This is a genomic window from Streptomyces sp. NPDC048191 (assembly GCF_040652655.1).
In the GTDB taxonomy this organism is placed as follows: domain Bacteria; phylum Actinomycetota; class Actinomycetes; order Streptomycetales; family Streptomycetaceae; genus Streptomyces.
This window is the reverse complement of record NZ_JBEZMO010000056.1, coordinates 1-18,564: the sequence shown is the minus strand read 5'-3', so window position 1 is coordinate 18,564 and position 18,564 is coordinate 1. Positions and strand designations below refer to the sequence as shown.

Here is an 18,564-nt window from a genome sequence, read left to right as displayed (position 1 = left end):
CCCTGACGGCGATCCCGCTGTCCCTGCCCTGCTCTGCAGGAGTCCGATTCCTCCCCGGCCTGAAGGCCGGGGCATCCTCGGAGGAACCCGGTGAAAGGAAACGCTGCCCCGCGACAGCATCGCCGTCACCAGGGTCGCGATCGTCGATGCCTTGGTCGAACGGGACGGCGAGGTGCTCCCCCTCACCCTCGTCGGCCGGTCGTCGGCGGCCGGGACCGCGACCGCCTCGCACCATCACGCACGCAGAGACCTCCCCCCGAAGCCGCGTTGACGATTCCCGGATCGCCGACCCGTCTTCCTGGTGGCGACCACGCGAGTACCAAGGCCCAGGAGAATTGCCGTGCTCAGCGGGAACAGCTGATCCGGCCGGCGCTGTTGCACCAACCGAGGGGCCGGCACCGCGCGGGCGGGGCCGGAGACACCAGAAGGTCGCGCCCCGAAGCGGTCCGGGCCCCCGGGCCCTCGGACTCGAACCAAGGCATTTTTCACACAGGAGGACTGTTGCATGAATGACCGGCCCTTGACGCTCATGGCGGTGCACGCCCACCCCGACGATGAGGCCACGGGAACCGGAGGTGTCCTCGCACGCTATGCGGCGGAGGGCATCCGCACGGTCCTCGTGACGTGTACGGACGGCAGTTGCGGTGACGGACCGGGGGGTGTCAAGCCGGGCGACCCCGGCCACGATCCGGCAGCCGTCGCCCTGATGCGGCGTCAAGAACTCATGGCCAGCTGCGACATCTTGAAGGTCAGTCATCTCGAGATGCTCGACTACGCCGACTCCGGAATGATGGGCTGGCCAACCAACGACGCCCCAGGGTCCTTCTGGCAGACACCCGTGGAGGAGGGCGCGGCCCGACTCGCAAAACTCCTGCGCCACCACCAACCCGACGTGGTCGTCACCTACGACGAGAACGGCTTCTACGGCCACCCCGACCACATCCAGGCCAACCGCATCACGATGGCGGCCCTGGCCATGACCGCGCTGACACCGAAGGTTTACTGGACGACGGCACCTCGGTCGATGATGCAGCGATTCGGCGAAGTCATGCGTGAGTTCGGCGCGGACTGGCAGGAGCCGGACCCTGCCGAGGCCGCCGCGATCGCCGAGATCGGTCTGGCCGACGAGGACATCACCACCTGGGTGGACACCACCGCGTTCGGCGGTCAGAAGTTCGATGCCCTGGCCGCGCACGCCAGCCAGGGCGAGAACATCTTCTTCCTCAAGATGGGCCAGCAAAGGTTCACCGAATTGATGGGCGTCGAGACCTTCGTACGTGTCCAGGACACCACCGGCGCCGCCGTACCCGAAAACGACCTCTTCGCCGGACTGCGCTGATCCACCGCCTTCCCGGAGACCCGAGCGAGCTGAGCGCCGGTACGGTTCGATTGCCCTGCAATTGGACATCAAGGACCCGAACCGGTGCTGCGGGCTGGGCGGGGCATCGCGCCGGTGGAGGACTGATCGGCGCCCGCTACCCTCTCGGCCATGTCAGAGATCAGACGAAGACTGGTGCGGGCCTTCTGGACCGTGGACCGCCTCCTTGGTGGTGAGCGCCCGCCAACACGCACACAGAAGTTCGCGGCCCGGCATCCGGTCATCCTGTCGCTTCTGACGGGAGCAGTGTGGGCTACCTACTTCCTGTTGCTCCCAGACGTGCAGCCGTCGGACTACGCCATCGCGCCGATCGGCGGCTTTCTGCTCGGCGGAATCGTCGGGCTCACGGCGCTGTACGAGAGGCGTCGGCAGCGTCGTCTGCGACGGCTGGGGCTCTGGGACGGCTCGTGAGAGAGGCATCCCAGACATGAAGGTCACGATCTACTGCTGGAGTACTAGTACTCCAGTTGCAGTTCGCTATTCCTGCTGGTCAGAGCCATGTTCGTGAGTGTACTGGGCTGATGCGCCGTCAGGTGGCGGGAGTTCGTGACTTCGGGTGCGGCGGGCCGTTGTGCTTGTCGTGCAAGATGATGTGCGGCCCGATGTCTGGTCGGCGGAGCTGGAAGAACTGCTGGTGCGGATCGGTCACCGCTTCGGACGGGTGGATCTTCGGCGGCGGATGCGGGCCTATGTGCACGGCCTGCTCGGACCAGTGGGCCGGAAGAACAGCTGGCAGCTTGCCGAGCATGCTGGTCACCACACTCCCGCAGGGTTGCAGCACCTGCTGAGCCGAGCTTGCTGGGACCCCGACGAAATCCGCGATGACCTGCAGGAATACGTCGCCGAGAAGCTCGGGGACACGGCCGGGGTGCTGATCATCGACGACACCGGGTTCATCAAGAAGGGCACCGTCTCGGCCGGGGTGCAACGGCAGTACTCCGGCACGGCGGGCCGCACCGAGAACTGCCAGATCGGCGTGTTCGCCGCCTATGCCTCCTCCAGTGGCCGCGTGCTGGTGGACCGGGAGCTGTATCTGCCGAAGTCCTGGACCTCTGATCCGGACCGCTGCACAGAGGCGAAGGTTCCCGACGAGCGCGCGTTCGCCACCAAAGGCGATCTCGCGAAGGCCATCATCATGCGGGCCCTGGCCTCGCCGCTGCCGATCGCCTGGGTGACCGCGGACTCGGCCTACGGCCAGGAGTGGCGGCTGCGCCGGCTGCTGGAGGAGGCCGGCGTCGGCTACGTTCTGGCCGTGCCGAAGTCCCAGCACGTGCACGCCATCGGCCGCATCGACTTCGCCATCACCCAGGCACCCGAGGAAGCCTGGGAACGCCACTCCTGCGGGGCGGGCGCGAAAGGGCCGCGCTTCTACGACTGGGCGGCAGCGAGACTGCCCGCGATCGATGACTTCGACGGTGATGCGCCCACCCACGACCGGTGGGTGCTGGCCCGCCGCAGCCTGGCCCGTCCGGAGGAGATCGCCTACTACCTCGCCTATGCACCGGCCGGCACCGGCATCGCCGAACTGGTACGGGTCGCCGGGACGCGCTGGGCGATCGAGGAGGCGTTCCAGGCCGCGAAGAACGAGTGCGGCCTGGATCAGTACGAAGTTCGCCGGTATCCGGGCTGGTATCGGCACATCACCCTGGCCATGCTCGCCCACGCCTTCCTCGCCGCCATGGCCGCCGCGGGGACGGAAAGGGGGGCCGCAGAATCGGTTCCGGCGATCTCGCCCCGCTCACGGTGGCGGAAATCCGGCGACTCCTGGCAGTTGGCCGCCCCACGCTGACGCATATCCGGCGCACACGCCACGCACTGAACTGGTCTCGCTGGTGCCGCCGTCACCAGGCCACGGCGCGCCACTGTCACTACCGCCGCCGCACCCGAAGTCACGAACTCCCGCCATCTGACGACGCATCAGCCCAGTACACTCACGAACGTGGCTCTGACCAGCAGGAATAGCGAACTGCAACTGGAGTACTAGGAGCCCAGGGCTTCCCTCTCGCGTCGCTCGAGCCATTCGAGATACCAGGTGTGGAAGTTGTGGCGGTTCCCGTGCCCGTCGACGAACGGGACGTAGGGCGGGTTGGTCCCGACGTTCCGGTCGCGGAGTTCTCCGCGGTGCGGGCCGACGATGACGAGCCAGCTTGTCATCCCGCATCCGTTGTCACTGATGAGGATCGCGCCCCGGTCCCGTTCCTCGTGCCAGACCCGGTCTCCGGGGTCGCCGAAGACCTCGCGGTAGTCGTTCAGGTAGTCGTCGTCCTCGTCGCGGGTGGTGGGCTCGTACCCGGCAGCGCGAAGGGTCGCCAGCTGTTGGCCGGCCCATTCTTCCGTCTCTACGAAGGGCCCGCTCGGGTCCAGCGGAATGGGATCGCCGTCTTCCCAGACCCAGCCCCATTTCCCGCCGACCCTGCGCAACGATGTCAGCTCGAATTCGGGGCCGGGCCCGCCCGCACCGACCTCCGCCACGAAGGTGCGGTACTCCTCGGGGAGTTCGACACCGTATTGCGCCTCGACCTCAGCGATCTCTGCCTCGGTCAGGACCGGCTCGAAGACGGCGTGCGGCGAAGGAGGCCTCCTGCCGTGTGCCCGATGCCGGGCCTCCACCACCGCGATTACCCGTTCCCGGACTCCCGACCAGCCTGTCTGTGTGTCCACAGCTCCTCCTGTCAACGGCGAGAACGGACGTTAGCCCATGCCACCGACAACGGAGGTTGGACGTCGTCTCAGTTGGTGGAGTGTCGAACGGTCTCGGAGACAAGCTGAGCGACCTGGTGCCACAGCTGCCACAAGCGAAGGTTGTCTGCTTCGTCGAGCTCCGGCAGGACCTGTTCCAGGTCGGAGAGCTTCCGGCGGAGGATTGCGAGACGCCGCGCGTCGAGGAAACCGTTGTTGCTCAGCCAGGTCGTCACGCACCCGGCGATATCGGCATCGAGCATCACGAGGTCGATGCCTGCACGCTCGGCGGTGTTGAGATGGGCAGGCCATGTCTCGTTCTGGATCTGTTGGAAGAGGCGGGCCACCACGGCTTTGGGCGTCTCGGATGCAGGCACGCCGCTCATCATCGAGGAGCCGACATCGGGATGTCACCCGAGTTGAGGCAGCGGCGGTAGCAGATGAGGGTGCTGGAGATGCCGACGAAGGCGAGGAAGTGTTCGGCCTTGCGTTCGTAGCGGCGGTGCGGGCGACAGGGCCGCTGCCACCATGTGCACGCTGACGCGGCGACGAAAGCCGCCTTGTGCAAGCGCCAGGCTAGTTGACCTGATCAGCCGTCAGTTCTTCTTCAGCTCCTCGGCGAGCATCACGAGGATGCCGCTGGGACCGCGGACGTACGTGAGCTTGTAGACGTCCTCGTAGGTCGCGACACCACGAAGCGGTCGGCATCCGTGCTTTGCGGCCGTCTCGAGGGCTTCGTCGATGTCGTCGACTGAGAAGGCGACGCGATGCATGCCAATCTCGTTGGGACGAGTGGGCTCCGATTCGATCGCTTCGGGGTGGATGTACTCGAACAGCTCAAGGCGACCATGACCGTCCGGCGTCTGGAGCATCGCGATGTGGGCGTGATTGCCATCAAGGCCGACGGCGGTGTCGGTCCACTCACCGCTGACGGTGTCACGGCCGACGACGGTGAGGCCCAGGTCGGTGAAAAAGGAGATCGCTGCTTCGAGGTCGCGAACTGCGATGCCGACGTTCTCGAGTTTGATGGCCATGCGTTGCATGCTACCGAGCCGGATCTCGCTCCCATGCTCCAGCCACACGCCGGGAGAGTCAGCCGACCCAGGCCGGAATCTCCGCCCTTCAAGGGCGGGGAGTGTCACGGTGCCTGGGGCGCCCCACGTCTCGGCGGCTCGCGGTCGTTCTCCGGCGCTGTGGTTGACTGACGTCGTGTTACCTGAATCCGTCTTCAGCACCCAGGAGCTGCCGGCGAGCGACCGATTCGAGGCGTGGGCCGAACAACTGGGGCGTACTCATGCGCCGATGTATCTGAGCAGCGAGCGGACCGCGGATTACCGGGGGCACCAGCGCGTGATCGGGCTGGGCGAGGTGACGGTGTGGCCTGCGACCTTCGACCATCTGGTGTTCCGTCGCACGCCGAGACTCGTGCGCCAGTCCGATCCGGAGGTGTTCCACCTGTCTCTGCTGCGCCGCGGCGACGGTGCGGCGAGTTGGGGCAGGCAGCAGGTGGGGTATCGGATCGACGACTTCCACGTGAACTGCTCGTCCCGGTCGTACGAGATATCCACCGGGCCGGATCCGGTCACCATCATCGGGGTGGAGATCCCGCGTGCCGCAGTGGAGCTTCCGGCCGACCGGGCGTACGGGGTGGTCGGGCAGCGGATATCCGGCCGCGACGGTATGGGGGCGCTGCTCGCCGGGCTGCTCGTGCGGCTGGTCTCGGACACCTCTTCCTACCGGGCGGCGGACGCCGAGCGGCTGGGCAGGGTCGTCACCGATCTCGTCACCTCCGTCTTCGCCCACGTCCTGGACGCGGAGCCGCACCTGCCACCCGAGACGCACGCCCACACCATGGTCCTGCGCGTCAAGTCGTTCATCCGCCGGCATCTGGGCGATCCGGACCTGACCCCCGCGAAGGTCGCCGCGGCTCACCACATCTCCCGCAGCTACCTGTACCGCCTGTTCCAGGACGAGGACCTGACCGTGGCCTCCTACATACGCGACCAGCGGCTGACCATGGCCTGCCAGGACCTCAGCGACCCCGGTCAGCGCGAAATGCCCATCCACGCCATAGCCGCCCGCTGGGGCTATCGCCGCCCCGGCGACTTCACCCGCGCCTTCCGCACCGCGCAGGGCGTCACACCCAGCGAGCTACGAGACCAGGCGCGGAGACGATCGGCTGTGGACGCTGCGCACACCGACGTGGACGCCGTACGAATGACAGCCCCGGAGACACCCGCACATCATTGACCCCGGTCGCTCAACAGGCCCAGTGCGCGAAGCGTGCCAGGACCACGGGGGTGCCCTGACTCGCCGCAGCACGACGGCGTCCACGCGTCGGCCGTGTCAGTCCTTCTCCGAGGGCCGACCCGGCCGGCGCCGCCGTCCCCCCGGCCATCCGGATGTCGCCCTACCGCAGTCCTGCCTTCCCGCGGCGGACGAGAAAACCCGTTGGCCGGCCGCCGCAGAGCTGCAAGCATGCGGCTGTTTCCGTGCGGAGGGGTCTTTGTTCGTTTTCGTCTGTGCGAGTTGCGATGCTGAGCTGACCGTCCCCTTGTCCGAGGTCTCCCTTCCGGCCCACGCCCGTCAGAAATACGGGAACGGGATCCAGCTTCCGGTACTCATGGAGTCAGGGACGTTTGCCGTGGACCCGGAACCCTGGGGACGGCCATGGCGAATGTGGGACGAGATCGACCCGGACGAGGCAGCGGCGCACGGCATCTACGCGCCGGTCTACGCCCTGTCCGACAACGCGCCCGGGGCGGTTGTCATCGCGCCCGGTGATATCCGCGGAACCCGGCTGATCCCCGAGAAACGCGGCGGTGCCTGCTGTGGCCTGGACGGGGCCGACGGGCCCAACCTGGCCTGCGAGGCGTGCGGCCTGCCCGTGGCGGCGAGGGTCGACGACTGCTCTCTCTGGCAGGCGGTGCGGCTCAGCTCAGACGCCGTGCACCGCGTCCTCGTCGACCTTGTCGACGCTGCGCCGCTCTCCTGGACGGAACTGATGGAGAAGGGGGAGAAAGCGCCCCCGTACGAGCCGATTGCCACGTGGGGAGGACGGTTTGGGGCGAGCCACTACTGGTCGTGGAGTCCGCAGTGGGAGGCGGCGGCCGGGCAGGCGCTCGCCCACCTGGTGGCGGCCTCCGAAGGGCAGCCGGTGCAGATCCCCAACGGTCTGACCGCGGACGTGTTCCAACGCGCGCTCGATGCCCTGTTGCCCGCGGGCCCACCGATGCGGCGCGCCGTCCTGTCCGGGCCGGGCCGGCCCTCCCCCGACGCGGGTGCCGACATCCTGCTCGTACCGGTCCATCCCCAGACGGGTCAGATCTGGACCCCCGTCGTCCCGACTGCATCGGCATACGCTGTGCCCCTGCCGCTGGGGATGTGGCTGTGGCTTGTCTCTCCCCAGCCGTACCCGCCGCTTCCCGCCTCGGGCGGCATACCCCGAGACGTCCTCCGCGACGACCCACTCCCGCCGCGCCCCACCTCCTTGTTCCGTGCCGACCGGGGGACGTTCCAGAACACCTTGGTGCGGCTACCAGCCGTTCGCAGCCCGTGGATGCGCAGGATCCTCGAGAACCTCACGCACGACACCTCGTCGCACCTCTTCTAGGCTCACTCGGCGGGCCCCGTCGAGGTCGTCTGCCGGACCAGGACATGTCCCAGTGGTGGCGTAGCTGTCGTACCCCTTCATGCACACGAACGACTGCCGAACGGCGCCCGCGCCCGCCTGCGCGACGACGACAGCCTGGGGGTTTCGCTGAAGAGTACGCGGCAATACGGTGGCCGGGTGATGTCGATCAAGAAGTTCCAGGTCACCTTCGACTGCGCAGAACCTGAGCGCCTCGCCCGTTTCTGGTGCGAGGTGTTGGGGTACGTCGTACCGCCGCCACCCGAAGGGTTTGCCACATGGGACGATTTCAAGCGCTCCCAGCCACCTGAGCAGCAGGACGCATGGTTTGCCTGCGTTGACCCCTCGGGCGTGGGTCCGCGACTGTACTTCCAGCGCGTCCCCGAAGGGAAGGCCGCCAAAAACCGGGTGCATCTCGACGTGCGGGTCGGCACCGGACTCGTGGGGGAAGAGCGCCTCGCCGCACTTGAGGCCGAGTGCGCACGGCTGGTGCCGCTCGGGGCGGTACATGTGCGAACGCTGTATGACGGCAATGATGCGTGCATCCCGATGCTGGACATCGAGGGCAACGAGTTCTGCATCGACTGAGGCCCGCGAACGCACCCTCCTCCGGCCAGGTCCCGCAGAGCGGTGCAGTGGCGCGGGAGCGGCTGATGCGCGCTGTTGGGCGGCCTGGTGCGCCTCGCGCAGATGATGGCGATATGTGACCCTCCTCTGTGGCGCCCGTCCGCAGGTCAGCGCGGTTCTGCCTGGGGAATCAAGCCGAGCAACTCTGAGGGCACCCCAAGCACCGGGTGGGGAAAGCGGGCGGCCCCGGGCCATCGTCGGTTCGCCGCTCACCGAACTTGGTTCTGACCGCAGCCCCAGCGGTGCCGCGGAGCCCCGGTGGTCCGTCCGGCCGTTGCCGGCGGGACGGATCACCGTCAGGCCGGTGGAGTCCGGCACGTTTCGCGCTCAGTCGTCGCTCAGTCCGTGCCGAGCGGATTGAGCACGGCGAACCGCCAGCAGCCGTCGTCGCTTCGGCACGCGACGTTGGCGGTGGTGCCGGTCGGGGCGACACGCTCGCCGTCGGGAGCGGTGACTTCGAGAGTCCAGTCGGTGACCAGCAGCGCGGTCTCCGCGCCGACCAGGGCGAGCCGGGGGACGTTGGTGAGCCGTCCACGAGCGGCGACGGTCCCGCTGATCTCCCGGCGCAGCGCCTCGTGACCGGCGATGACCTCGCCGGCCGGCGTGCGCATCGTGGCGCCAGGAGCGAACAGGGCCAGCACGCCCTCGACATCACCGCCGTTCAGGGCATCCTCGAACGCGCCGGGCAGCAGTGCGGGATCGGTGATCGCAGTCTTCACAGTGGTGGGTCCTTACCTCGTGTGTACCCATCGGGACAGGGACGTACGAGCGCGCCGCGGGTCTCAGGGACGCAGATCGGCAGCACGCAGCGACGCCTCCACGATCCCCGCCCAGGAGCTCCCGCGGCGAGGTAGAGTCGGGTCCCGTCATGGTCAAAGTTGGACAACCAGATGTCATCGACATCGCCTACCGAAATCCCGACCGCCCGCGGCTGGGCATCGAGGTCCTGACGTACGACGCCCTGCGCCGCCGCCTGAGAAGGGCGGTCGCCCACACCGCGAGCCGGCCGGACTTCCACCAACTGCTCCTCGTACGAGGCGGCGAGGCAACCATGATGGTCGATTTCGTCCCCCAGCCCTGCGCACCGGGCAGACTGCTGCATCTGCGGCCCGGGCAGGTCCAGCGGTTCCCGGCCGATACGGAGGGCCGCCTGGCCGAACTGGATGCCGTGCTGGTGCTGTTCACCGCCGCCTTCCCACCACGCCTGGCTCAACTCGCGTCCCTCCTCGACGGGTTCGGCCCGGCCGGCTGGACGCTCTCCCCGGGCGACCAACAGGTCCTCGACCGGGCCCTGGCCGAGATCGCGGCCGAGTACCGCACCCTGGAGGACCGCCGGGAGGACCCGGACTCCGACCTCACCGTCCCACTGCTGCGCCAGCTCCTCGGCGCGGTGCTGCTGCGCCTGGCCCGGCTGCCCCATCCGGACCGTGCCGCCTCGGCGGGGGCCGGCGGCGAGGTCTTCAGTGCCTTCCGGTACGAGCTGGAGCGCTCCTTCGCCGCCACCCGCTCCGTGCAGAGCTACGCTGCCCGACTCGGCTACTCACCACGCACCCTGACCCGGGCCTGCCAGGCCGCCACCGGCCGCAGCGCCAAAGAACTCATCGACGCCCGCGCCGCCCTGGAGGCGCAACGCCTGCTCGTGCACACCGACCTGCCCGTCGCCGCGATCGGCCGGATGCTCGGATTCTCCGAACCCGCCAACTTCGGGAAGTTCTTCACCCGCGAGACCGGCGACACCCCCGGCGGCTTCCGCACCCGCCAGCGCTGGCCAAGAGACCGTCGGTGAGATTGATCTTGACGGCTAGCACGCCGTCCTGGGGCCTCGCTGAGGTTCACGGAAAGATCGTCGAGCGGGTGTCGGCGCTGGCTACGGTCCGCCTCGTGCCGGTGGAGTTTCTGACTGATGAGCAGGCCGAGGCGTACGGGACGTTCACTGCGGTGCCCACGCGCCCAGAGCTGGAGCGGTTCCTCTTCCTCGACGCTGACGACCGTGATCTGATCGCGCTGCGTCGTACGGACGCGCACCGGCTGGGCATGGCGGTGCAGCTCTGCACGGTCCGCGCCGAGGACGACGAGGACTGACGGCCAGCGCACCCGACCGACCCGGCCACTCATGGGGCCCCGCGGGGCCTGTCGCCCGGCGTGTTGTGACGCCTTCGCGGCAGGCGTCACAACAGGCCGGGTGCACTCTCCTGGGCGGGATCCTTGGATGCCGGGTGGTCCGGACCGCCGACCGGGGCAGCGGCACGCAGCGCCGCTTCGACCCGGCGGTTGCTGGTCATGGATGCCGTGACGGCCGTCATCGCCAGGAGGACGCCGGCGGCGGCGTAGAGCGGGGTGCGGACGTCGTAGGTGGTGGCCAGCCAGCCGCCGAGCAAGGCCCCAATGGGGGCCACGCACATGGCCAACATGCGTGAGGTGGAGGCTACCCGGCCCATGAGGTGGGCGGGGACGATCGCCTGCCGGAGGGAGGGGGCAAGCACCATCGTGGCGCCCATGCCGGCCCCGCAGACGGCGAGCGCCAGCCCGGCCACGTACGGGTTCGGTGCAGCGGCCAGGCCTAGGATGGCAAGCCCTTCGACGGCGGCTGTGCAGGTCAGTGCGGTGCCGGTCCCGAGTCGTCGGCCAAGGTAGGAGGCGATGCCTGCACCGAGCAGGCCGCCGGTGGCCTCCGCTGTGAGGAGCAGGCCGAAGCCGTAGGTGTCGATGCCGAGGCGGTCGTGCGCGAAGAGGGCGAGGACGGTCTCCACAGCGAGGAATGCGATGTTCCCGACCGCCGGGCGGAGCGCAAGCCCGAGCAGCACCCGGTCCCGGAAGACGTACGAGGCCCCGGCCCGCGCTTGCCGGAGCAGCGACTCGCGGACCTGCGGCCCGGGCCGGGGCATGGCAGGCAGCGTACGGACGAGCAGTGCGGAGAGCAGGAACGACACCGCGTCGGTGAGCAGCGGAACCGCCCGCCCGAGCGCGAGCAGGGCACTGCCCGCGGGCGGCCCCGCAAAGCCGGACATGGCGGTCTGGGCGCCGCGCAAGCGGGAGTTGGCACGCTCCAGGAGTTCGGGGTCGCGGCGGAGCAGATCCGGCAGATAGGCCGTGGCGGCCGTATCGAAGAAGAGTCCGCCGAGGCCGAGCAGGAAGGCGACGGCCGCGAGCAGCGGAATGCTCAGCACGTCGACCATGGCCGCCGCCGCTGGTATCCCGAGCAGCACCGCACGTGCTGTGTCCGAGACCCACATCGTGTGCCGGCGGTCCCAACGGTCCACCAGCGCACCGCCGAGCACCCCGAAGAGCAGCCACGGCAGCGTCCCCGCAGCGGTGACGACGGCGAGCGCCATCGGATCGCGCGTCAACGTCAACGCGAGCAGCGGCAGCGCGGCATGCGTTACCCCATCACCGAGCGAGGAGATCGTCTGCGCGGTCCACAGCCGTCCGAACCCGGTCGGCAACTCCCGGGCGTCTGAGGTCACTTGGCGCCCCCATCGGCCTGCGCGCGCGACGCGGGGTGGAACAGTGCGAAGACGAGTGACGCGTCCGGCAGCGACGGATCGGACAGCTCCCGGTACTCGTCCGCCAATGCCTGCAGCCGCGCCCCCAGCTGTGTGAACTGCTCCTCGGTGAGCCGCAGATGCGCCATCCGCACGTGCCGCTCGCCATCTGCGGGCGCTGCCTCCAGGTCCGCCACCGCGTGCCGCATCAGCACATCCGGCCCTCCCTCGCCCGGATCCGGCAGCACGATCGCCCGCGCGGCCATTGCGTAGTACCGCTCGGTGACCCCCCGGACCTTCCGCGTTCGTACCACCTTCACCAGGCCGGCCCGTTCGAGCAGCCGTACGTGGTAGCTGGAACTCCCCTTCGCAAGGCCCACTCGCTCGGCGATCTGCGTGATCGTCGCGGGCTCGAAGCGGAGCACGGCCATGATCCGGTGGCGCGTGAGATTGGAGACGGCCCGCAGCTGTTCGTCAGTCGTGACGTGAAACGTCTCGGGAAGGTCATCGGTAGGCATGCAGCAATGGTCAACGATTCTTGACCATTACGCAAGGAGTTTCGCGCCGCAAGGCCGCCCGCGACCTGCTGCCTGACCCTGACCGCTCCATCACCTCGATCGCCAAGCTCCTCGGCGTCTCCCCAGGCACCCTCTACAACCACATCCCCGACCTACGGGAACTGCGCGCCGGCACCGTCCCCCGGCAGCTCGAACCTCGTACGAGGTGGACACCCCCCAGCAAGATCGTTCTCACCGGGATTTCCTGTACGCCGACTACTCACACCCGCTCTCGCCGGCGGCTCTGGGAGCGACCCAGAGTCAGGGACTCCGGGCCACCCAAAGTCTGCGACTCCCGAACTCACTGACTCCGTGATTCTTCTGAGGGACACACAGATCAGAGGACTGGTCGGGAGGCCCGGGATCGTGAGGCCGCCGGCGCCGCGGGTCGCGGTGCACCTGCCGGTGGGAACCCGCATGCTGAGAGTGAGATCCGACGTCGAGCCGCCGACGGGCGGCTACTGGCCTTGACGGCCGAGCCGGAGGTGCCCGGTGAACACTCAGTCCTCCCCACCGCCCTGGTCCCGGCTGGAGCCGACCATGCTCACCGGCATCGCCCGTCAGGCCGCCGAGGCCGGGGAGCTCGACGAGCTGCTGACCGACACGGAGTTCTTGGTCCGTGCCGACACCCAAGCGCTGCTGCCCCTGCTGGCACGAGCGCGCAGTGCACCAGCCCGCTTGGCCGCGGCGGTCTATCGCACCTCACTGTCGCAGCACGCCGGGGCCGGACCGGACCTGCGCCGGTGGCTGCTGAGCCTGAACGCGTCCCGCTGGGGTGCCCGGCAGCTGGCCGCGGATCTGGCCCGGCCCCCTGGCCCGCCTTCAGGACTCTTCCCATGGCGGGTGCGCTGGGCCACGGGATCCCAGACCAGCCCTCAATTGCGAGGCCTCCTCGCTGGTCACAGCGCGGTGACGGCCGTGGCGACGGCCGAGGTGGAAGGCCGTCCGGTCGCCGTCACCGGCCACGACGACGGCTCCGTACAGCTTTGGGATCTGCACTCCGACGCGCCTCTGGGGCCACCCCTTGCCGGTCACGACGGCACGGTGGAGACCATGACCACTGCCGAGCTCGACGGCCGACCGGTGGCCATCACCGGCAGTCGTGATGCGACGGCGCGGGTCTGGGATTTACGCAGCCGCACCCCGCTGGGTCACCCGCTGGCCGGTCACAGCCCGGTGACGGCGGTGGCGACGGCAATAGTGGAAGGCCGTCCGGTCGCGGTCACCGGCAGCGACGACGGCATCGTGCGAATCTGGGACCTGCGCGGCAATGTTCTGCTGGGCCGCCCGTTGGAGCACCCGTTCTGGGACGACGGCGTGGACGATGTGGGCTGGGCCGTGACAACCGTGCTGAACAGTCGGCCAGTCGCCGTCACCAGCAGCGATGAGACGCTGCGGGTCTGGGACATGCCCACCGGCGAGCAGCGCGACTATCCCGGAAATGACGCGCTCTGCGCCCAGTGGGTGACCGCGTTGGCCGCGTGCACGCTGCAAGGCCGTCCGGCCGTCATCACCGGCGCTGGCGATGGCACCGTGCAGGTCTGGGACCTGGGCACCGGGCAGCTGAGCCGGACTCTCACCGGCCACGACGGTGGGGTGCGGGCGGTAGCCACCACACTGCTGGAGGGCCGACCCGTTGCCGTCACCGGCGGTGATGACTGCACCGTACGGGTCTGGGACATCCTCACCGGCGCGCAGCTCGGCGAGCCGCTGGCCGGTCACACCCAGCCGGTGCGGATGGTGGCGATCGGCACGATGGAAGATCAGCCGCACGCCGTCACCGGCGGGGACGACGGCACCGTACGGGTCTGGGACCTCACCCTCGGCCCACGAATCGGCAACCCCATGCGCGGTCACACCGACTGCGTTCGAGCAGTCACCACGGCAGCGCTGGAGGGCCGGCCGGTGGCCGTCTCCGGCAGCGGCGACGGCACCGTGCGGATCTGGGACCTCCACACCGGCGTGCCGGTGGGGCAGCCGTTCACCAGCCATGAGGAAGGTGGGATGGTGGCGGTGGCCACCACCGTCCTGGACGGGCGGCCGGTGGGTCTCACCGACGGCGAGTCCGGCACGGTGTGGATCTGGGACCTGGCAACCGGTGCACCGCTGGACCAGCTCGCGTGTCACGAGGACACCGTGCAAGCGCTGACGACCACCGTCGTGGACGGCCGAGCGGTCGCCGTCACCAGCAGCGGCGACGGCACCGTACGGATCTGGGACCTCCAGACCAACGCGCCGCGCGGTGCGCCGCTGCCTGGCCATACCGGCGAAGCGAAGGCAATGGCGACCACGGTGGTGGACGGCAGGCCGGTCGTCCTCGTCGGCAATGAGGACTGCGTCGTGCGAATGTGGGACCTGCATACCGGCGAGCAACTCGAGCAGTCGCTTCGGGGTCACACCGCCTGGGTGCGGGCAGTGGCGACATGCACGCTGGACGGCAGGCCGGTGGCCGTCACCGGTAGCCGCGATGCCACGGTGCGGGTCTGGGATCTGCATACGGGCGAACAGCTCGGCCGGCCCTTCAGCACCGGCCTGGCGGGAGGCCCCGGCACCGGGTGGGTGAACGCGATGGCCACCGCGGTGGTGGAGGGCAGACCCGTCGTTGTCGCCAGCGTCCCCAACGATGCCACGGTATGGGTCTGGGATCTGCACACCGGCGAACAGCTGGGTGCTCCCACGGTGTTCCCGCAACCGGTCCGCGCTTTGGCCTGGGACCCTGGCGGTGGGTTGGTGGTGGGCTTCGGGTGGGAGGTCGCGGTTGTGGTGCCCCGCCCCATTACCGCACCTCCGAGTGTTGCTCAGGCCGTGGGTCGCCGAGGGTGTTGACACGGTTCGCGTACTCGCGGCGGGCCTTGCGCTGGGCCGGGGATCGCCGAGATGGCGTCGAGCGACTGGCAGCGAGCGTGGAGTGGCCGGCAGCCTCTCCGTCGAGGACCACAGACGCTGGACACGCTGTGCCGAGCCGGCTACCGGCCCTCGATTGCGTCGCGGTCATGCGCCCGGCCGCTGCTACACGGCATCCAGCTGCGCCATCAGCCGCGTCCGGCCCGACCGCTCCAGCCAGGTACCGAAGTCCATGAGACCAGGGTGAGTCTTGCGCAGAGGCTCGGGGTCGGAGTCGTAGTAGATCTCGTTCGCCCAGGTGAACACCTTCGCGACTTCGGGATCGTGCTCCCAGAGGATGTCGAGCGGCACTTGTGTGTGCGGAATCGGCCGGCCCGCCGCCGTGCTCAGCGCGGCGGCAATCTGCGGGGCGGTCAGCCGGTCGCCGGTGATCTCCATAGCCTGACCCAGGTAGGTGTCCGCCTTCGCGAAGACCAGCGCGGCGAGCGCGCCGATGTCATCAATGGCGATCAGCTGCATGACCAGGTCGTCATGCCAGGGCACGGTGAGGGCGCCGTTCTGGAAGAACCTCGCCGGGCTGGTGAAGTCCTCCATGAACCCGGCGGGGCGCAGGATCGTCGCGGGCACGCCCAGGTCGCGGATGTGCTGCTCGATCTGCCACTTGTCGATGGGCCCCCAGCCGCGCTCCACGTAGAAGCGGTTCTGGCTCTGCATGCCGCCGACCGACGAATACACCAGGTGTTGAACGCCTGCGGCCTTGGCGGCATACACGACGTTCTTGCCCTGGGCGATCTCGTTGGCGTTGGCGGACTGAACGCTGTAGACGCCGTAGACGCCGCGTATCGCCGCGTCGAGGGAAGCACGGTCATCCAGGTCGCCGCGGACGATCTCGGCGCCCGCGGCGGCGAGAGCGGCGGCAGCCGGGGCGTTCTCGTCACGGACCAGGGCGCGGACCCGCCAGCCGGCGGCTAGCAGGTGGCGGGCGGTGGCACCGCCCTGATTCCCGGTGGAGCCGGTGACGAGGACGGTCTTGTCGTGGGTGTTCATCGTGGTCTCCGTGACACCTCGGCAATAGATGCATTCGATGCGAGTTTGCATTGAGTGCATATCCGCTGTCAATGCAGTATTCTCGGGGCATGGTCATACGAGAGCACGGCGCCCCGGCGTCTTCCCTGCGTGAGAGGAAGCGGGAACGCACCCGTCAGGCGCTCATCGACGCAGCGGCGGAGCTGTTCGAACGCAACGGGTACGACGAGACGACCGTCGCGGAGATCGCGGCGGCGGCAGAGATCGGCACCCGGACCTTCTTCGGCTACTTCGCGAGCAAGGAAGACATCCTGTTCCCCGACAGCGACACGCGGGCGCGGACCACGATCGAGGCGATCGCCAACCGCGATCCGGCCGAGGGGCCCGTGGACGTGCTGGTCCGGGCGCTGGAGACCGTCGCCGAAACCGATGCCGACATGGTCAGCCCGATGGCGGCCGTGCGGATGAGGCTGTTTCGAACCGTGCCGGCGGTGCGGGGCAAGGCGCTGCAGATCCAGATGTCGGCACAGCAGGAGATAGCGGGGGCCCTGCAGGCGGCCTTCCCCGACGAACTGGACCGGGTGGGCGCGGCGGCTCTGACCGGGGCACTGACAGGCGCGGTGAACGGCGCGCTCGACGCGCTCATGGACGACGAGGATGCCGCCACCGTCCTCGACCCCGATCGGCTACGGGAGCGGGTACAGCAGGCGACGGAACTGGCACTCAGACCCTGGCGGAGCTGAGAGGCAGGCGCGACTAACCTGCCTCGACTTGACGTTCGACGGCGAGCGCGCCACGCCCCAGGTGAACGCCGACGGCGCGGCCCCCGTCCTAGTGGTCGGCGGCACCGGCGACCCGACCACCCCATACCCCGGCGCCCGCCACATGGCCCGCGCCCTGGGCGACGGTGTCGGCGTGCTCCTGACGGCCGAGGAGGAGGGCCACGGCACATACCCGCAGAACCGCTGCGTCACGGAGACGGTCGACCGACGCCTCCGCACGGGCCGCACACCGGCCCCGGGGACGGTGTGCCCGGGCAGCATGTCCTGAGGCCATCCGCCGGGCGGCCGTCAGCCCACCGGCGGATCCTGCACCGAGGGCCCCCGATTATCTCTGGCGGTGGCTGATCATCAGGCATGTGAGCCCGGCCGGCCGCCAGGGAGCGTCGCCGACCTGGCCTGCACACCGAAGTCCCCCACACCGGCGATCCCACAGCTACGGTCCGGCGGGACGACGACGAACCATGCGCGCCCGAGCGCACCGGTGTCGGCGCTGGCAGGGCTTTGGCGATGACCGGAGCGGCCGTGCCAGTCCAGGACCATGGCGGTGACATCGTCCGGCAGTGACCCGCTCGCCGGATGGGGCGTGGACTGCGCTGGTCAGAGCGCGGACCGCGCCCCCGTGGGTGTCCGTCGCGGGTGGTGTGAGGAAGATCCGCACGTCAGGGCTGGGTCTGGAGCGCCCAGGTCTCCGGCATGCCGAGGTCGTCGTACAGTCGCTGACGCTGGCCGGGGCTGAGGGTGGTGGTGGCCGCGGCCAGGAGGCCGGCCTCCTGGCCCGGTGCCGTCTCGACGACCCCCCGCACGATGACCGTCCGCACTGCGGGCGGCAGGGCGGGCAGCATCCGGCGAAGGTCGGTCAGAGCCTCCTCGGGGGTGCGGGAGGCGCGGAAGGCGGCGAGGACGGCGCCCAGCTCGGTGTCGCCGGCGTACTGCCACAGGGCCGGCATCGCGACCGTCTCCTCGAGGTGAAGGTGCGCGAGGTAGGCGCTGATGACTTCGTTCAAGGCGAGGTAGAGGGCGTGCTGGGCCTCCGGCAGGTCATCGGCGGGGGTGCCGGGCAGCGAGCGTGCCTGCTCGTCGAGTGTGGTGAAGGCGGCGTCGAGGCGTATGTGCTCGGCGTCCAGTGCGTCGGCTGCCTCGGGGGCCCGCTCGCGCAGCAGCTGGTGGATGAAGGTGTCCTCGTGGTCGGCGTGCTCGCGCAGTTCCTGGGTCATGGCCAGGCAGCGGTCCGCCTGCTCGGCGGCGGCGCCGGTCTGAGTGATGTCCGCGGCGCCGAGTTCGGTGGCGAGGGTGAACAGCCGCGCACGCTGTCCCATGTGTACGTTCCGGTAGAGGTCGATCTTGGGCATGGCCTGTCCTTCGGGGTGGCTGGTCCAGTACGATGACAACACATTGTCTTTTTAGCAGCATGTTGTCAAGTGAAGGAGTGTGCGATGCCGGACGAGGCAGCCCTGCTGATCGCCGACGTCTTCGAAGCAGCCGGAGCCCTGCGCCGACTCGGCGAGCAGACCGCCGCCACGGAAGGCCTCACCCAGGCCCGATGGCAGGTCCTCAGCGC

General features: G+C 69.2%; 18 protein-coding genes and 2 pseudogenes. 11 read left to right on the top strand and 9 right to left on the bottom strand.

All coding sequences use genetic code 11. The features are described from left to right. Positions 1 to 505: 505 nt before the first annotated feature. The gene (locus tag AB0D93_RS40625; protein ID WP_362131523.1) at positions 506 to 1,339 is read left to right on the top strand and encodes a PIG-L family deacetylase; all 834 of its coding nucleotides are present in this window, start codon (positions 506 to 508) and stop codon (positions 1,337 to 1,339) included. 150 nt (positions 1,340 to 1,489) lie between these two features. Beyond that, entirely contained in the window at positions 1,490 to 1,789 is a 300-nt protein-coding gene (locus AB0D93_RS40620; RefSeq protein WP_362131520.1) for a hypothetical protein, read from the top strand. A 118-nt stretch (positions 1,790 to 1,907) separates the two neighbouring features. Here AB0D93_RS40620 and AB0D93_RS40615 read toward each other — a convergent pair whose 3' ends face one another. Continuing rightward, positions 1,908 to 2,126 carry a hypothetical protein gene (locus tag AB0D93_RS40615; protein WP_362131526.1) on the bottom strand — a complete coding sequence of 73 codons (219 nt, stop codon included), beginning with the start codon at positions 2,124 to 2,126 and terminating at the stop codon, positions 1,908 to 1,910. Here AB0D93_RS40615 and AB0D93_RS40610 point away from each other — a divergent pair. After that, positions 2,058 to 3,053 (top strand): annotated as a pseudogene (locus AB0D93_RS40610) (IS701 family transposase); the annotation flags it as partial. The gene AB0D93_RS40615 and the pseudogene AB0D93_RS40610 overlap by 69 nt on opposite strands. Positions 3,054 to 3,358: 305 nt before the next feature. On the opposite strand, the gene AB0D93_RS40605 reads toward AB0D93_RS40610, so the two are convergent. The 3 genes from AB0D93_RS40605 to AB0D93_RS40595 form a co-directional block, all read right to left on the bottom strand. Continuing rightward, positions 3,359 to 4,039 carry an SMI1/KNR4 family protein gene (locus AB0D93_RS40605; protein ID WP_362131517.1) on the bottom strand — a complete coding sequence of 227 codons (681 nt, stop codon included), beginning with the start codon at positions 4,037 to 4,039 and terminating at the stop codon, positions 3,359 to 3,361. Between the two features lie 68 nt (positions 4,040 to 4,107). After that, a complete protein-coding gene (locus AB0D93_RS40600) occupies positions 4,108 to 4,434 on the bottom strand; it encodes a hypothetical protein (RefSeq protein WP_362131514.1) in 327 nt (108 codons plus the stop codon). Positions 4,435 to 4,653: 219 nt separating this feature from the next. Continuing rightward, positions 4,654 to 5,091 carry a VOC family protein gene (locus AB0D93_RS40595; protein WP_362131511.1) on the bottom strand — a complete coding sequence of 146 codons (438 nt, stop codon included), beginning with the start codon at positions 5,089 to 5,091 and terminating at the stop codon, positions 4,654 to 4,656. 175 nt (positions 5,092 to 5,266) lie between these two features. Between AB0D93_RS40595 and AB0D93_RS40590 the strand changes: the two genes are divergently transcribed. The 3 genes from AB0D93_RS40590 to AB0D93_RS40580 all read left to right on the top strand — a co-directional run bounded on the left by AB0D93_RS40590 (position 5,267) and on the right by AB0D93_RS40580 (position 8,276). Then, a complete protein-coding gene (locus AB0D93_RS40590; RefSeq protein WP_362131508.1) occupies positions 5,267 to 6,307 on the top strand; it encodes a helix-turn-helix domain-containing protein in 1,041 nt (346 codons plus the stop codon). A gap of 256 nt (positions 6,308 to 6,563) precedes the next feature. Beyond that, positions 6,564 to 7,670, top strand: coding sequence for a hypothetical protein (locus AB0D93_RS40585; protein WP_362131505.1), 1,107 nt, complete (start codon positions 6,564 to 6,566; stop codon positions 7,668 to 7,670). Between the two features lie 177 nt (positions 7,671 to 7,847). After that, positions 7,848 to 8,276: a VOC family protein gene (locus AB0D93_RS40580; protein WP_362131502.1), complete on the top strand. Its 429-nt coding sequence runs from the start codon at positions 7,848 to 7,850 to the stop codon at positions 8,274 to 8,276. Between the two features lie 377 nt (positions 8,277 to 8,653). Here the strand turns inward: AB0D93_RS40580 and AB0D93_RS40575 are convergent, their stop codons facing one another. Beyond that, positions 8,654 to 9,034 (bottom strand): nuclear transport factor 2 family protein, encoded by a 381-nt coding sequence (locus AB0D93_RS40575; protein ID WP_362131499.1) that lies wholly within the window; start codon positions 9,032 to 9,034, stop codon positions 8,654 to 8,656. Between the two features lie 149 nt (positions 9,035 to 9,183). On the opposite strand from AB0D93_RS40575, the gene AB0D93_RS40570 reads away from it, so the two are divergent. Together AB0D93_RS40570 and AB0D93_RS40565 are read left to right on the top strand one after the other, a co-directional pair. Continuing rightward, complete coding sequence (locus tag AB0D93_RS40570) at positions 9,184 to 10,101, top strand: helix-turn-helix transcriptional regulator (protein WP_362131496.1); 918 nt, start codon at positions 9,184 to 9,186, stop codon at positions 10,099 to 10,101. A 95-nt stretch (positions 10,102 to 10,196) separates the two neighbouring features. Next, positions 10,197 to 10,376 (top strand): annotated as a pseudogene (locus AB0D93_RS40565) (DUF4158 domain-containing protein); the annotation flags it as partial. Positions 10,377 to 10,483: 107 nt separating this feature from the next. On the opposite strand, the gene AB0D93_RS40560 reads toward AB0D93_RS40565, so the two are convergent. Next, a complete protein-coding gene (locus AB0D93_RS40560; protein ID WP_362131493.1) occupies positions 10,484 to 11,779 on the bottom strand; it encodes an MFS transporter in 1,296 nt (431 codons plus the stop codon). Beyond that, positions 11,776 to 12,315 (bottom strand): winged helix-turn-helix domain-containing protein, encoded by a 540-nt coding sequence (locus tag AB0D93_RS40555; protein WP_362131490.1) that lies wholly within the window; start codon positions 12,313 to 12,315, stop codon positions 11,776 to 11,778. The genes AB0D93_RS40560 and AB0D93_RS40555 overlap by 4 nt, the downstream gene beginning before the upstream one ends. A gap of 579 nt (positions 12,316 to 12,894) precedes the next feature. Here AB0D93_RS40555 and AB0D93_RS40550 point away from each other — a divergent pair. Beyond that, the gene (locus AB0D93_RS40550) at positions 12,895 to 15,180 is read left to right on the top strand and encodes a WD40 repeat domain-containing protein (protein ID WP_362131487.1); all 2,286 of its coding nucleotides are present in this window, start codon (positions 12,895 to 12,897) and stop codon (positions 15,178 to 15,180) included. 183 nt (positions 15,181 to 15,363) lie between these two features. Here AB0D93_RS40550 and AB0D93_RS40545 read toward each other — a convergent pair whose 3' ends face one another. Further along, complete coding sequence (locus tag AB0D93_RS40545; RefSeq protein WP_362131484.1) at positions 15,364 to 16,245, bottom strand: NmrA/HSCARG family protein; 882 nt, start codon at positions 16,243 to 16,245, stop codon at positions 15,364 to 15,366. 89 nt (positions 16,246 to 16,334) lie between these two features. Between AB0D93_RS40545 and AB0D93_RS40540 the strand changes: the two genes are divergently transcribed. Beyond that, positions 16,335 to 16,967, top strand: coding sequence for a helix-turn-helix domain-containing protein (locus AB0D93_RS40540; RefSeq protein WP_362131481.1), 633 nt, complete (start codon positions 16,335 to 16,337; stop codon positions 16,965 to 16,967). Continuing rightward, positions 16,882 to 17,274 carry an alpha/beta hydrolase gene (locus AB0D93_RS40535; protein ID WP_362131478.1) on the top strand — a complete coding sequence of 131 codons (393 nt, stop codon included), beginning with the start codon at positions 16,882 to 16,884 and terminating at the stop codon, positions 17,272 to 17,274. Before AB0D93_RS40540 ends, AB0D93_RS40535 begins: the two co-directional genes overlap by 86 nt. Positions 17,275 to 17,665: 391 nt before the next feature. On the opposite strand, the gene AB0D93_RS40530 is transcribed toward AB0D93_RS40535, so the two are convergent. Further along, positions 17,666 to 18,355, bottom strand: coding sequence for a hemerythrin domain-containing protein (locus tag AB0D93_RS40530; RefSeq protein ID WP_362131475.1), 690 nt, complete (start codon positions 18,353 to 18,355; stop codon positions 17,666 to 17,668). Positions 18,356 to 18,564 lie beyond the last annotated feature (209 nt).